Origin of the sequence: Pseudomonas sp. IAC-BECa141 (assembly GCF_020544405.1) — a bacterium.
In the GTDB taxonomy this organism is placed as follows: Bacteria; Pseudomonadota; Gammaproteobacteria; order Pseudomonadales; family Pseudomonadaceae; genus Aquipseudomonas.
This window is the reverse complement of sequence record NZ_CP065410.1, coordinates 3432157-3446696: the sequence shown is the minus strand read 5'-3', so window position 1 is coordinate 3446696 and position 14540 is coordinate 3432157. Positions and strand designations below refer to the sequence as shown.

13 protein-coding genes and 3 pseudogenes are annotated in these 14540 nt (G+C 61.2%); 11 read left to right on the top strand and 5 right to left on the bottom strand.

The features are described 5' to 3' along the window. Positions 1-26 precede the first annotated feature (26 nt). The 3 genes and pseudogenes from I5961_RS15665 to I5961_RS15655 all read right to left on the bottom strand — a co-directional run bounded on the left by I5961_RS15665 (position 27) and on the right by I5961_RS15655 (position 1695). Positions 27-263, bottom strand: coding sequence for a type II toxin-antitoxin system RelE/ParE family toxin (locus I5961_RS15665; protein ID WP_234206646.1), 237 nt, complete (start codon positions 261-263; stop codon positions 27-29). 37 nt (positions 264-300) lie between these two features. Then, positions 301-495, bottom strand: coding sequence for a stability determinant (locus I5961_RS15660; RefSeq protein ID WP_085701856.1), 195 nt, complete (start codon positions 493-495; stop codon positions 301-303). A gap of 253 nt (positions 496-748) precedes the next feature. Next, a pseudogene (locus I5961_RS15655) lies at positions 749-1695 on the bottom strand (transporter). Between the two features lie 211 nt (positions 1696-1906). Here I5961_RS15655 and I5961_RS15650 point away from each other — a divergent pair. The 11 genes and pseudogenes from I5961_RS15650 to I5961_RS15600 form a co-directional block, all read left to right on the top strand. After that, the gene (locus I5961_RS15650) at positions 1907-2941 is read left to right on the top strand and encodes an AraC family transcriptional regulator (protein ID WP_227232776.1); all 1035 of its coding nucleotides are present in this window, start codon (positions 1907-1909) and stop codon (positions 2939-2941) included. 56 nt (positions 2942-2997) lie between these two features. Next, on the top strand, positions 2998-3885 hold the full coding sequence (locus I5961_RS15645) for a Dyp-type peroxidase (RefSeq protein WP_227232775.1): 888 nt from the start codon (positions 2998-3000) through the stop codon (positions 3883-3885). A gap of 9 nt (positions 3886-3894) precedes the next feature. After that, on the top strand, positions 3895-4863 hold the full coding sequence (locus I5961_RS15640; protein WP_227232774.1) for a Gfo/Idh/MocA family protein: 969 nt from the start codon (positions 3895-3897) through the stop codon (positions 4861-4863). A gap of 217 nt (positions 4864-5080) precedes the next feature. Next, on the top strand, positions 5081-5848 hold the full coding sequence (locus I5961_RS15635; RefSeq protein WP_085695883.1) for a GntR family transcriptional regulator: 768 nt from the start codon (positions 5081-5083) through the stop codon (positions 5846-5848). Continuing rightward, positions 5845-7575: a fumarate reductase/succinate dehydrogenase flavoprotein subunit gene (locus tag I5961_RS15630; RefSeq protein ID WP_227232773.1), complete on the top strand. Its 1731-nt coding sequence runs from the start codon at positions 5845-5847 to the stop codon at positions 7573-7575. The genes I5961_RS15635 and I5961_RS15630 overlap by 4 nt, the downstream gene beginning before the upstream one ends. A gap of 25 nt (positions 7576-7600) precedes the next feature. Further along, positions 7601-7846 carry a ferredoxin family protein gene (locus tag I5961_RS15625; protein ID WP_003225615.1) on the top strand — a complete coding sequence of 82 codons (246 nt, stop codon included), beginning with the start codon at positions 7601-7603 and terminating at the stop codon, positions 7844-7846. Positions 7847-8083: 237 nt separating this feature from the next. Next, a complete protein-coding gene (locus tag I5961_RS15620; RefSeq protein ID WP_227232772.1) occupies positions 8084-9487 on the top strand; it encodes an ABC transporter substrate-binding protein in 1404 nt (467 codons plus the stop codon). 125 nt (positions 9488-9612) lie between these two features. Beyond that, positions 9613-10386: an ABC transporter permease gene (locus tag I5961_RS15615; protein WP_227232771.1), complete on the top strand. Its 774-nt coding sequence runs from the start codon at positions 9613-9615 to the stop codon at positions 10384-10386. A gap of 5 nt (positions 10387-10391) precedes the next feature. Further along, a pseudogene (locus tag I5961_RS15610) lies at positions 10392-10601 on the top strand (ABC transporter ATP-binding protein); the annotation flags it as partial. Continuing rightward, positions 10598-11560 carry a HEAT repeat domain-containing protein gene (locus I5961_RS15605; protein ID WP_227232770.1) on the top strand — a complete coding sequence of 321 codons (963 nt, stop codon included), beginning with the start codon at positions 10598-10600 and terminating at the stop codon, positions 11558-11560. The pseudogene I5961_RS15610 and the gene I5961_RS15605, both read left to right, overlap by 4 nt. Beyond that, positions 11557-11826 (top strand): annotated as a pseudogene (locus I5961_RS15600) (DUF971 domain-containing protein); the annotation flags it as partial. The gene I5961_RS15605 and the pseudogene I5961_RS15600, both read left to right, overlap by 4 nt. Positions 11827-11833: 7 nt before the next feature. On the opposite strand, the gene I5961_RS15595 reads toward I5961_RS15600, so the two are convergent. Together I5961_RS15595 and I5961_RS15590 are read right to left on the bottom strand one after the other, a co-directional pair. Beyond that, a complete protein-coding gene (locus tag I5961_RS15595) occupies positions 11834-13492 on the bottom strand; it encodes a phosphoethanolamine transferase (RefSeq protein WP_227232769.1) in 1659 nt (552 codons plus the stop codon). A gap of 161 nt (positions 13493-13653) precedes the next feature. After that, positions 13654-14391, bottom strand: a complete 738-nt coding sequence (locus I5961_RS15590; RefSeq protein ID WP_085695890.1) for a TorF family putative porin — start codon at positions 14389-14391, stop codon at positions 13654-13656. Positions 14392-14540 lie beyond the last annotated feature (149 nt).

Below are 14540 nucleotides of genomic sequence, written 5' to 3'. Positions count from 1 at the left end.
GGGCGGCCATTTGGCCGCCCTTTTTTTTAGGTTGATGAGGTTCGTGGGTATTGTCGTCGGGTGTGGACTAACGTCAGTATTTTGATGTGCCCGTTCACTCGATAGACCAGCAGATAGTTTGGATTGACCACCATTTCCCGAGTGCCTGGCACTCGACCGGACCGGTAACCATAGGGAATTGATGAAAGCCTTTGCGTCGCTGCACCAACCTTGTGCTGCAGAGCCGTTGAAGCGTTTGAGTTGTATTGTTCAACGTAGTCGATAATGCCAGCCAGATCGTCCAGAGCTTGATTGCTCCATTCAAGCGGCAGCGGGTCGATTCTTGCGTTTCTCTTCTAATAGTTGGTCGAGCCGCACCATGGCTTCTTTATGGGGAATGCCCGGGCGAGGGTCATCCAGTACAGCCTGCACCTTGGCGCGAAACCAGCGATCGTAGCTCTCGGCCTCTTCTTCGGATTCAAAGTCAGAGTAAAACGGGGAAAGCAATATGCTCATAGTGATCTCCGTGTTCAATCTCGGCAGTTTAAGGGGGAATGGCCCATTGTCGTCACTGGCAGACGATGCACCCCATGAGCCCTTGAGGAACCATGAGGTAGCGGGACTCAGTATCTGCAAGCCCCCCTTTCAAATCTGCCGGACGTTTCCCTCCGTTGTCCGGCAATCTCGACCACCGCTGTAGGCCTATTCCCACCCTCTGTTTTTCAGGTTTCCAGCCTACAAATCCGCGCGCGCCTTCCTACAAATGCACTCAGAACGCATAGGGAATACTCACCTTCGCCCACAACATTTCCCCCTCCGGCCGGTTCTCTACGTCGAATTCCTTGGCCCAGCGAATCTCCGCGCTGGCGTACTTGAGGAAGGTGAAGTGCAGCGCGGGACCTATGGCGAAGACTTTGCCGCGCACACCGTCATCAACGTCCTGACCGGCGAACTGCACGGTGTGGCCGAACTGTTTGTCGTCGGTGGTCTGCTTGAGGTAGTAGCCGTTGATGCCGAGCATCAGGTCATCGGTGATCTTGTAGCTGGCCGAGTAATCGAAGTGGAAGATCTGCCCGGACTTGTAGTCGGTGTCCTTGTTTTTTCGTTGAAGCTGTAGGTGGTCTTCATCGACACCTCGGTGCGTTCGGTCGGCAACCAGGTGAAGGAGAACAGCGGTTTGTAGGTGTAGAAGTTGTTGCTGGTGTTGGCCAGCCGATCGACGCTGTATTCGCCGGTGGGTAAGGTGATTTCAACGGCTGCGCCGAGGGTCAGGTTCTTGCCCATGTCCCACAGGATGATCGGCGCGATGGTGGTATCGCCCATGCCTTCGCGGGTGTCGCTGAGGCCGAATACCGAAACCTCCTGCTTGAGCCACGGCTGGGCGATGTAGCCGGCCAGGCGTCCGCCGAAGATCCGCACCGGGCTGAGGTAATCGAGGCGCGGGATGACCGCGGTGGATTCGATCTCGACATTCGGCACTTTGCCGCCGAGTGAGCTGATATTGAGCTTCGTCGATTTGTAGTGGTTGTAGTAGAGGTTGAAGGCGACCATGTTCTCCGGAAGGCTGTCGACTTCCAGCGGCAACATGAAGAAGCCGTCGGTTCCGGGGCCGATGTTGTCGACGCCGGCTTCGGTAGCCAGCACCGGCAGGGTCGCGGCGCAGCCAAGCAGGCTCAGCGCCAGTTGCACAGGGAAAGTCGCGCGGTTCGGGGTCATGGCCGTCCTCATTATTATTGTGTTTGGGCGCAACGCCGGCGCGCAGGGCGCCCGGCCACTATAGAAATAAGCCCTTGGCGCACGCCGGGGCAGGGTATTGGCGGACACGGAAGGGGGCTTCTGCGGACAGTCGGTCAACCCTGTGCTAACTTCCTTCGACATAACCGGTTACAAAAATAACAATTCAACGTGATCCGGAATGTCAGCCCCCATGAACGTAAAGCTCCAAGACCCCACCTTCGATCTGGCGCTGGTGTCGCCATTTCTGTTGCAGACCCTGGCCGAAGTCGTCGCCGGCAAGGGCATCGAGCCGCAGAGCCTGTGCCGTGGCCTGGGTTTTGATTTCGAAGACCTGCAGGATCCGGCACAGCGGATTTCCTACCGGCAGGCCGTGGCCATGATCCAGCGGGCGCTGAAGGTGTTGCCCAATCAGGGGCTGGGCCTGTGGGTCGGCGCGCAGAATGTGCTGGGTACGCTGGGGCTGCTCGGGCATGTGCTGTCGCTGTGCAAGACTTTGCGCGACGCGTTCGAAATCGGGGTTCGGCATCAGCACACGTCCGGCGGGATTGTGGTTTCCAGCGTCGATGTGGTGGGTGATCAGGTGTATGTCGACGTTGAATGCCGGTTGCCGTTTGCCGAGGTGCAGGTGTTCGCGGTCGAAGAGTTTTTCGCCAGCCTGCTGGTCTACGGCCGGGCGCTGGTGGGCGAGACATTCAAGCCGATTGCCGTGGAATTCATGCACGCCGCGCCGGATTACGTCGATGAATACCGGCGGCTGCTGGGGCCGGACGTGCGCTTCGGCTGCCTGCACAATCGCATGCTGATCGACGTGCAGTGGCTGGATGTGAATTTGCCCAACCACCATTCGCTGGCGCTGCGTCAGGCGGTCAAGTTGCTGGAGCTGGAAGCGGCGCAGGTTCATCAGAAACTTGATCTGATCCAGGCAGTAGAGCGGGCGATTGCCCGGGACCTGAGCCGGGGCAGCCACATTGAAAAGATCGCTGGCGACTTGAATATGAGCAGCCGTACTTTGCGTCGGCGGCTGACCGAGCACTCTCTGACTTTCGAGGCACTCCTGGAGCAAGTGCGCCAGGCGCGAACCATGAGCCTGCTGGCCAATCCCGACATGCCGATCGAACGCATCACCGAGGAGGTCGGCTATAGCGACGTGCGCAGTTTTCGGCGGGCGTTCAAACGCTGGACGGGGAAAAGTCCGAGTGCGTGGCGCAGCGAGTGCGTCATCTGATCCCACACAAATCTTCCGCCTACAGTTAAACTCCGCGCTCTTTCCAAGGAGTCGACATGAGTTACTACCAGCCGGGCATCCTCGCCACCCCAGTTCCGCCGCAAGCACGTCACCTGTTTTTCGCCCTCGAGTCGGTTGAAGCGCTGCCGCAGGCGATCGACAACCTGCTGAATCTGGTGGACGGCAAGTCGGCGGTAATCGGTTTCGGTGAATCCCTGGCCAAGGCTCTGAATGTGAAGATCGACGGCCTGCGCAGCTTCCCGGCGCTGACCGGCGTCGGCGTGGAAAACCCGTCGACCCAGCACGCCCTGTGGGTCTGGCTGCACGGCGTCGACCGTGGCGAACTGCTCAACCGCAGCACCGCACTTGAGGCCGCACTGGCCCCGGCACTGCGTCTGGTGCAGATGCAGGAAACCTTCCGCCACAAGGACGGCCATGACCTCACCGGTTATGAAGACGGAACTGAAAACCCGCACGACGAAGCCGCCATCGCCGCCGCACTGCTAAGTGAAGGTGCGGACGGTCTGGTGGGTGGCAGTTTCGCCGCGATCCAGCAATGGCAGCACGACCTCAAGGGTTTCCATGCGCTGTCCGCCGAAGACAAGGACAACATCATGGGCCGTCGCCTGAGCGACAACGAAGAGATCGACGACGCCCCGGTGTCCGCCCACGTCAAGCGCACCGCCCAGGAAAGCTTCGCCCCGGAGGCCTTCGTCTTGCGCCGTTCGATGCCGTGGATCGAAGGCGACCGTGCCGGCCTGATGTTCCTCGCGTTCGGTTTCTCCCTTGACGCGTTCGAAGCGCAACTGCGCCGCATGAGCGGTCTGGAGGACGGCATCACTGACGGCCTGTATCGCATCAGCCGGCCGATCACCGGCGGCTACTACTGGTGTCCGCCGCTGCAAAACGGTCACCTCGACTTGCGCGCACTGCGCATTGGCTGAGGCACAAGAATGAAGGTGGTGCGTTGGGGCATGATCGGTTGCGGCAGCGTCGCCGAACGCAAGAGCGGGCCGGCCTTCTACAAGGCGCCCGGCTCGGCGTTGGTGGCGGTGATGGGGCGACGCCTCGAAGCCGTGACCGATTATGCCGCGCGCCACGGCATCGCCCGGATCTGCACCGACGTCGATGCCCTGATCAACGACCCTGAAGTGGACGCGGTGTACATCGCCACACCCCCCGACAGCCATCACGCCTACAGCCTGAAAGTCGCCGCCGCCGGCAAGCATTGTTGCGTGGAAAAACCCATGGCCCTCAATGCCGGGCAAAGCCGCGAAATGCAGCAGGTGTTCGCCGAGGCCGGTCTGCACCTGTTCGTCTCCTATTACCGCCGTTCGTTGCCGCGATTCCAGCAGGTTCGGCAATGGCTGGAGCAGGGGCGGATCGGCGAGGTGCGGCACCTGAGCTGGACGTTGACCAAAGCGCCTTCACCGAAGGATCTGGACGGCAGCGCGAACTGGCGCACCGATCCAACGGTGGCGGGTGGCGGGTATTTTGCGGATCTGGCCAGCCATGGGTTCGACCTGTTCCAGTATCTGCTCGGTGACATCGTGGAAGTCGCAGGTTTCACGGCGCGTCAGGCCGGGCTGTACGCGGCGGAAGATGCGGTCAGCGCCAGTTGGCGATTCGCCTCGGGCGCATTGGGCATGGGCTGCTGGAGCTTTGTTGCGGATCGGCGCGAGGATCGGGTCGAGATTATCGGCAGCCAAGGGCGGATCGGTTTTTCGGTGTTCGACGAGCATCCGGTCGAGCTGCATGCCGACGAAGACATCAGCCTGGAAATCCCCCATCACGAGCACATCCAGTGGCACCACGTACTCGGAATGAACGCGCAGATTCGCGGTGAGTCGCAGCACCCGGCAGTCGCCGCCGAAGCGCTGAAAACCGATTGGGTCATGGATCAGATTCTCAAGCGCCAATAATTCCCCAGACCACACCGTACCCCCTGTGTGCGAGCTTGCTCGCGATAGCGTCCTGTCAGTCAATAACTTGGGTGACTGATACACCTCTATCGCGAGCAAGCTCGCTCCCACAGGGGATGGTGTTGGACATCTAACCTTATGCTCATTCGGTATTTCTCAAGCTTGTCATAACGTCTCTAAGATCACGTCATAACTCGTTATAACAAGTGATCCCGTGATGACCGATAACGCTCTCTCCTCAAGCCCGCTCTCCTTATCAAGTGTCCCGCTGCACACCCAACTGCGCGACGTGCTGCGCGCCCGCATTCTCGACGGCGAATACCCGCAAGACAGCCAGATGCCGTCCGAAAGCGAGCTCGGCACGCTGTTCAAGGTCAGCCGCATCACCGTGCGTCAGGCCCTGGGCGATCTGCAGAAGGAAGGGCTGATCTTCAAGATCCACGGCAAAGGCACCTTCGTCGCCAAACCCAAGACTTTTCAAAACGTCAGCACCTTGCAAGGCCTCGCCGAGTCCATGACCGGCCGTGGCTACGAGGTGATCAACCGCCTGCGCAGCTTCAAATTCATCGCCGCCGACAAACGGGTCGCCGAGCGCTTGCAGGTCGCCGAAGGCGAAATCGTCGCCCAGATCAAACGCGTACGGCTGATCAACCGCGAGCCGATCTCGCTGGAAATCACCTATCTGCCCAAAGCCATAGGCGAGCGGTTGGAGAAGGCCGATCTGGTGACCCGCGACATCTTCCTGATCCTGGAAAACGACTGCGGCATTGCCCTCGGCCATGCCGATCTGGCCATCGATGCGGTGCTGGCCGACAGCGACCTGACCCAGGCGCTGAACGTCGAGGCCGGCTCGCCGATCATGCGCATCGAGCGTCTGACCCACGATGCTCATGGCCAGCCGCTGGACTTCGAACACCTTTACTACCGTGGCGATGCGTTCCAGTACCGCCTGCGGATCGACCGGCAAAAAGGGGAGCAGGCATGAGTCGAACGACACTCGAACAGGAATACGACATCGTCGTGATCGGCGGCGGCACCGCTGGCCCGATGGCCGCGATCAAGGCCAAGGAAAAGAACAAGGAACTGCGCGTGCTGTTGGTGGACAAGGCCAACGTCAAGCGCAGCGGCGCCATCAGCATGGGCATGGACGGCTTGAACAACGCGATCATCCCCGGCCACTCGACGCCCGAGCAGTACACCAAGGAAATCACCATCGCCAACGACGGGATCGTCAACCAGGCGGCGGTGTACGCCTACGCCACCCACAGTTTCGAAACCATCGAGCAGCTCGACCGCTGGGGCGTGAAGTTCGAGAAGGACGAAACCGGTGATTACGCGGTGAAGAAAGTCCACCACATGGGCGCCTACGTGCTGCCGATGCCGGAAGGGCACGACATCAAGAAGGTTCTTTATCGCCAGTTGAAACGGGCGCGAGTGAACATCACCAATCGCCTTGTCTGCACCCGTTTGCTGACCGACGAGGAGGGCGCCGTCAACGGCGTGATGGGCTTCGACTGCCGCACCGCCGACTTCCATGTGATCAAGGCCAAGGCTGTGATCCTTGCCTGCGGCGCGGCCGGGCGTCTGGGCCTGCCGTCCTCGGGTTACCTGATGGGCACCTACGAAAACCCGACCAACGCCGGCGACGGTTATGCGATGGCCTATCACGCCGGCGCCGAACTGGCGAACCTGGAGTGCTTCCAGATCAACCCATTGATCAAGGATTACAACGGCCCGGCCTGCGCCTACGTTACCGGCCCGCTCGGCGGTTATACCGCCAACAACAAGGGCGAACGCTTCATCGAGTGCGACTACTGGAGCGGGCAGATGATGTGGGAGTTCCACCAGGAACTGGAAAGTGGCAACGGCCCGGTGTTCCTCAAGCTCGATCACCTGGCCGAAGAAACCATCCAGAACATCGAGGAAATCCTGCACAGCAACGAGCGCCCGAGTCGCGGCCAGTTCCACGCCAACCGCGGCACCGATTACCGCACGCAGATGGTCGAGATGCACATCTCGGAAATCGGTTTTTGCAGCGGTCATTCGGCGTCCGGCGTGTGGGTCAACGAGCGCGCCGAAACCTCGGTGAAAGGTTTGTACTCGGCCGGTGACATGGCCGCCGTGCCGCACAACTACATGCTGGGCGCGTTCACCTACGGCAGGTTCGCGGGCAACAACGCGGCGGAATTTGTCGCCGGGCGCGAATTCTCCGCGCTGGATGCCGAGCAGATCGCGAAGGAAAAGGCCCGGGTCTACGCACCGCTGGACCGCGAGCACGGCCTGCCGCCGGCCCAGGTCGAGTACAAGCTGCGGCGCTTCGTCAACGACTACCTGCAACCGCCGAAAGTGACCAGGAAGATGGAAATCGGCCTGCAACGCTTCAGCGACATCGAACGCGATCTCAACGAGATGAAGGCCAACAACGCCCACGAACTGATGCGTGCAATGGAAACCAGCGTGATCCGCGACTGCGCCGAAATGGCCGCCCGCGCCTCGCTGTTCCGCGCCGAAAGCCGCTGGGGCCTGTACCACTACCGCGTCGATCACCCACAACGGGATGACCGCGAATGGTTCTGCCACTGCCACCTGAAGAAGGGCGAGGACGGGCGCATGACCAGTTTCAAGAAAGCCGTCGAGCCTTACATCATCCCGCTCGATGCCGAGGAAATGCAGGCCTACGACCGCCTTCGGGTTGGCGCTTTCGCCGCTTGAGGCATCACCAGAGAGAGTCCGAACCATGGCCTATCAAGCCCAGGAAATCTTCTTCCGCTCCAATGCCCCCGTCACCGTGGACGAGGACAAATGCATCGCCGAAAAGGGCTGCACCGTGTGCGTCGACGTCTGCCCGATGGACCTGCTGGCGATCAACCCGGCCACGCAAAAGGCCTACATGGCGTTCGATGAATGCTGGTACTGCATGCCGTGCGAAAAGGACTGCCCGACCGGTGCCGTCAAAGTGGACATCCCTTACTTACTGCGTTGACCGGTCGTCCGCTATCGCGAGCAAGCTCGCTCCCACAGTGGATAGAAGTCAGCCGCAAATAATGAGTAAACCGACGATCATGTGGGAGCGAGCTTGCTCGCGAAGATGCCCACACAGACAGTCCCAAAGCCATCCGTAAACCCCGGACGCTGGATTCACCAAACACCCCTCGTTTCCCACCGCGCCCTGATCGCGGCGGAGACGAACATCCTGAAAATGATTCGAGGGGATTCAACCATGTTGCGTGCAGCAATCGCCGGTCTGGTACTGGCTTCGTTCACCTTGTCGGCCTCGGCCGAAACCATCCGCATTGCCATCGGCACCCAGGACACCACCATCAACTGCGCCGCTGGCGGGCTGTTGATTCGTGAACTGGGCCTGCTCGACAAATACCTGCCTCACGACGGTGCCTACAAAGACGCCAAGTACGACGTGCAGTGGAAGAACTTCACCAGCGGCGCACCGCTGACCAATGAAATGGTCGCCGGCAAACTCGACTTCGGCGCCATGGCCGATTTCCCCGGTGCCTTCAACGGCGTGGCGTTTGAAACCGCCGGCAAACACAGCCTGTTCATCAGCGTGCTGTCGGGCAGCATCAAGGGCAGCGGCAACGGGATCGTGGTGCCGAGCGCGTCCGGCGTGCAGTCGCTGAGCGAGCCCAAGGGCAAGACCATTTCCGTGCCGTTCGCCTCCACCGCCCACGGCATGTTGCTGCGCGCCGTGGCAGAGCAGGGCTGGGATCCGCTGAAAGATGTGAACATCATCGCCCAGCCGCCGGAGGTCGCAGGTTCCGCGTTGCAGGCCGGCAAGATTGACGCACACGCCGACTTCGTACCGTTCGCCGAACTGTTCCCGAGCCGTGGCTTCGCCCGCAAGATCTACGACGGCGCCCAGGCCAATGCGCCAACCTTCCACGGTGCACTGGTGGATCAGGCCTACGCGAAAAAGTACCCGGAAATCGTCGTCGCTTACCTGCGCGCCAGCATCGAGGCCAATCAACTGCTGGCCGCCGAGCCCGAGAAGTACAGCGAACTGATCGCCAGGGTCACTGGCGTCGATGCCGAGGTCAATTATCTGTTCCACGGCCCGCTCGGCGTGCAGACCCGCGACCTGAGCTGGAAGCCGGAATACCGCCAGGCTGTGGGCACCGCGATCGACACGCTGAAGTTGCTGAAGAAGGCCGATCGCGGGCTCGATCTGAACACCTTTATCGACGATCAGTACATCCGTGCCGCGTTCAAGGCCTCGAATCTGGATTACACGGCGCAACTGGCCAATTACGCGCAGACGCCATTGAAGTCTGTCGATGCGGCGATTGGAAACACCATCAGCGATTTCAGCCATGTCGCGGAAATCTGGGTGCGGGGTGAGGACAAGGTCCGGCGCTATGCCTCGGCAGGAGAGGCATTTACCGCACTGGCGGGACTGAAGTCGGAAGGCAAGAGCATCCGGGCGGTGTATGCGCAGGCGAGTGACAGCGGGATCAAATTGCTGGCGGAGCAGGCGTGGTTTGCCAGTGATGGGAAGGGGCGCCTCAGCGCGTTTTTGCTCAAAGGCCAGGCCCAGCAATTTGCCTCCGCTCAGGGCGGGAAAGTCTTTGATTTCACCGACGCCACGACCCAGGCCGTTGCCACCCGTTAACTCAAGCGAAGATCGTTCCCACGCTCTGCGTGGGAATGCATCCCGTGACGCTCTGCGTCACAGTGGACGCGGAGCGTCCATGGCGGCATTACCACGCAGAGCGTGGGAACGATCAGAGGTGATATATGTTTTCACGCTGGATCCCCCGAGCCGCCTCACTGCTGCTCTGCCTGCTCTTCTGGCAACTCGCCGCCAGCCATCACTGGAACCTCGGCCTCGTCACCTTCGCCAACGTCCCGACCCCGTTGGCCGTGATCGAAGCCGCCCTCGGCCTCGGCGACTCCGGAAAGCTCATCCAGCACCTGAGCGCCAGCCTCGGCCGGGTCTTCGCGGGCTACCTCGCCGCAATGGTGGCCGGCATCGCCCTGGGCCTGGCCATCGGCCGTTCCAGGTGGGCCGAAGACCTGCTGCTACCACCCCTGGAAGTGCTGCGCCCGATCCCCGCCGTCGCCTGGATTCCACTGGCCATCCTGATGTTCCCGTCGTCTGAACTGTCGATGGTGTTCATCACCTTCACCGGCGCGCTGTTCCCGATCCTGCTCAACACCGTGCACGGCGTCGAAGGCGTCGACCCGCGCCTGATCGCCTCGGCCAAAAGCCTTGGCGCCGCGCGCCGGGCGATCCTGCTGGAAGTGATTCTGCCGGGCGCCGCGCCGAGCATCATCACCGGACTCGCCATCGGCATGGGCACCTCGTGGTTCTGTCTGGTGACTGCCGAAATGATCTCCGGCCAGTTCGGCATCGGTTATTACACCTGGGAGTCCTACACCATTCAGAACTACGCCGACATCGTGGTCGGCATGTTGCTGATCGGCGTGTTGGGCATGGGCAGCAGCCTGCTGATCAAACGCCTGGGCGGGCTGTTCACGCCCTGGCATCGACCACGAGGAAAAGCCTGATGAGCGTGATGCAAACCCCGGATGGGCGGATCATCGAAGACCTGCGCCTGGATTTTCCCCGGCCACGCACCACTGAACTGGTGACCAGCCATGCGTTCTCGCGCCTCAAGCGCCACTGCCTCGACCTGCTGCGCCACGACAACGACCGACCGCTGCCGCGCCTCAATCCGCTCGGCTTACCTCCTGAAAACCCCTTGCCGAGATTTGCCCTATGACCTCATTTTTTGCGGTGACCGATAACGACGACATTCTCTCCCTGCAACCGCGTCTGACGGCCGATGACGCCGGGGTACGGCGGATTGCCCTGATCGACCTGGCCGACCTCGAAGAACCGGACGGTCTGCTCTGGCTGGTCGAGCGCCTGGCCGAAGACCCCGCCGAAGAAGTGCGTGCCGAAGCGGCGCGCCTGTTGGAGGCCTGGGAAGATGAGCCGGTGGTTGAAGCGCTGTGCCAGGCGCTGACGGATCCGTCGCCGGCGGTGCAGGCCGCTGCGGCGCAGAGTCTGAGCCTGCTCAAGACCGAAGCGGCGGGCCGGGTGATTCTGCCGTGGACCGCCCATGTCGAAACCGGCGTGCGGATTGCCGCGTTCCGGGCCTTGCGTGAGTTGCGTTTCCCCGGCGCTGCGTCGGCCGCGATTCAGGCGCTGAACGATGCCGATGCCAGTGTCCGCCGCGAAGCTGTCGGGGTACTCGGCTGGCTCAAGCAGCTCGACGCACTGCCGGCCCTGGCCCGCTTGGCGAGTGATGACCCGGACACCGAAGTACGTCGCGCCGCCACCGGCGCCCTGGGCCTGGCGAGTGATGCCGAGGTGCTGCCCGCGTTGCGTCAGGCCTTGCAGGATCAGGCCTGGCAAGTACGCGAAGAAGCCGCAACCACCCTTGGCAAGGTCGGCCATATAGATGCGGGCCCGGCGCTGATCGAAGCCCTGGATGACGATTACTGGCAGGTTCGTCTGCGCGCGACCCGCAGCCTCGGCCGTTTGCGCTATGTGCCGGCACTCGACGCCCTGATCGACACCCTCGGCCATCGCATCAGCAACCTGCGCAAGGAAGCCGCGCTGGCCCTCGGCGAATTGAATGATCGCGGGGCGGTGGCGGCATTGCAGGCCGCGCAGGGCGACGGCGACCCGGAAGTGCGCAAAGCCGTGCGGATTGCCTTGAGTCAGCTGCAATGAATCCGCTGTCGGTCGGCAATTCCCAACGTGAGCACCGGTTACGGCTGAGCTGGCCGGATGGCCGCGAGCAGCTGCTGGATCATGCCGAACTGCGCCGCCAATGCCCGTGCTCGCAATGCCGGGCGTTTCGTCAGCGGGGCTCGCCGCCAATGATTGACCCGCGTGTGCGGGTCATCGAATTGAACGCTCAGGGGTACGGTCTGCAACTGGTGTTCAGCGACGGCCATCAGCGCGGGATTTACCCGTGGGCCTATCTGGCGCAGCTGGAGGGGATCACTGTCCCGCCGTCATTGGCGGCCGACAGCCATGGAAAATATCCAGCCCAGGCTGATACAGCGACGTCCTGACCTCGAACAACCCCAGCACCGAGTGAAACAGATTGTCATGGCTCAGACCCGGCTGGCTGCTTTTGCCTTGCAGGCAGCCGCGGTCGATGCCGAGTTGCGCCAGGGTGTTGTTGCCGAACCACATCACCATCGGCACATGGGTCTGCGCTTCCGGCGCCAGCGCATAAGGCGCGGCGTGCAGGTACAGACCGTTCTCGCCCAGCGATTCGCCATGGTCGGAGACGTACAGCATCGACGTATCGAGGTGATCCTGATTGCGTTTGAGCAGTTCGATTACCTTGGCCAGGAAATGGTCGGTGTAGAGGATCGTGTTGTCGTAGACGTTGACCAGCTCGTCACGGCTGCAACTGCCCAGCTGGTTGGTGTGGCAGATCGGTTTGAAGCGCTCCATGTCCTTGGGGTAGCGCTCGTAGTATTCCGGGCCGTGGCTGCCGTCGGCGTGCAGGACGATGATCGCGTTGCCCTTGAGGCTGTCGATGTAGCCTTGCAGGTCGGCCAGCAGCGCTTCGTCGAGGCAGTTGTTGCCGTCGCAGAACGGCCCCGGCTGGTTCTTCGCGATGTCGCGGTTCGGCACGCGCAGGCAGGTGCCCTTGCAGTCGCTGTTGTTGTCCAGCCACAGCACCTGCACGCCGGCCCGTTGCAGGATGTCGAGCAGGCCTTCGTAGGTTTTGCCTTTCTTGTCGCTGTAGTCCTCGCGCGGGAACATCGAGAACATGCACGGCACCGACACCGCCGTCGAAGTGCCGCAGGAATGCACCTGGGTGAAATTGAGGATGTCGAGTTTGCTCAGCTGCGGATTGGTCTCGCGCTCGTAGCCGTTAAGCGAGAAATGGTCGGCCCGGGCGGTTTCGCCCACTACGAACACCATCAGCGATTTCTTCTCGCGACTGGCTGCCTTGGCGCTCATTACCGCGTCTTCGCCGATGGCCTGCACCACGAAATGCTTTTTGATCCCCAGCCGTTGTTTGGTGTATTTGCTGATCGCGTAGATGTAGTTGGTCGGGTTGATGAAGTGGGTGAGCTTGTCTTCCTCGCGAAAGATCGGCGCGTAGGTCGAATAGAACGCGCCCACCGAAGCGCCGATCACCAGCACGCAAGCCGCGATCACCAGCACCTTGTTCAGCAAGCCCCGAAAGAACGGTCGATAAACCACCGGCCAGCGCCAGATCAGCACGGCCGGCAACACGCCGAGCAACAGCACATAAGCCAGCAGTTTGCCGCTGAACAGCGCGGTGGCTTCCTCGGGATTGGTTTCGAACACGTTCTGGATCATCACCGTGTCGATGGTGATCCCGTATTCGTTCATGAAATACGCCGCGCAGGCCGAGAGCAGGGCCACCAGCGTCAGCGCCGGTTTCAGCGTCCAGCGAAACGACACCAGGGTCAGCAGCAGCGTGATCGCCGCCCAGAGAAACAGCCCGAAGGACGCGAAAAACGCCAGTTTTTGTGCACCTTGCAGGGTAATCAGTGTTCCCAGCGCCTTCCAGGTCGCCAGGTTGTACAGCGCCACCAGTGCCAGCGAAAACAGCAGCACCAGCCGGGTCGGAGTGATGGACGGTAAACGCAGTCCTTTGCCCAAAGCCATTTCGATACTTTCCTCTACGTCAGTCGAAACCCATGCGGTTACGCGCGTAACTGTAGAAGGGCATTGGTAAAAATTCCGTAAACATCCAGTAACAAAATCACGCTGAGTGCAAAAAAAATGTGGGGCCAGCAATCTGGCCCCCACCAGAGTTTTGCGCTCGGTCAGAAAGATTTGCTGACGCTGGCGACGACCGTCGCCGTGCACACGTCCTTGAAGCCCCAACTGCTCAGGCACTGGCTCTGCGAGAGATCGGTGTCGATGTAGCTCAGACCCAGCACCACGCCGGCCAGGTTGTGGGTCAGTTTGACTTCCCACTCCCGGTAGGACTCATCGCTGTGTCCGGACGCTGAATACATATGCGGGTCCTTGAAGTCCATGTTGCCGTAGCGCAGTTTCAGCCCGGAATCGAACGGCAATCCGGTTTCATAGCCGATGTAGCTGTAGAGCGAGCTCTGTTTGCTGTCGATGCCCGGCGCGTCACTGGAGTAATACGCCGCGAGTTTCACGCCGTAAGCGCTGAGAATCGAGTACACCTCGCTCTGGTTGAACTGGCTCTCCTTGGGGTACGCGTATTTGATGTAGCCCAGATCCAGACTCACGGCTTCGGTCGCCTGCCACAGCCAGCCGGCGTAGTAGTCGACTTCCTGACGGGTTTTCAGGCCACCGCCGAAATCGACGTTCGAGCTCCACGCGCCCAGGTACAGGCCGCTGCTGTGGGCCAGGGTCAGACCGGCCTGCACGGTGGGATCGTTCTGGGTCTGGGAGATGCCGCGGGTGCGGTAATCACTGGCCAGGGTCAGGTCGACCAGCACCGCAAAATCGTCGTTCAGGGCAATTGCGTGGCTGCTCAGGGGCAGCAGGCTCAAGGAAGTGAGGGCGAACAGGGGCAAGGCTTTCATGTGAAGTCCCGTTGTTGTGGTTGTTATGGGGCAGAAAGAGAAAACTTGTGGGAGCGAGCTTGCTCGCGATAGCGGTGTATCAGTCGCCATCATTTTTAATGGTCATACCGCTATCGCGAGCAAGCTCGCTCCCACAGGGGAACAGTTGT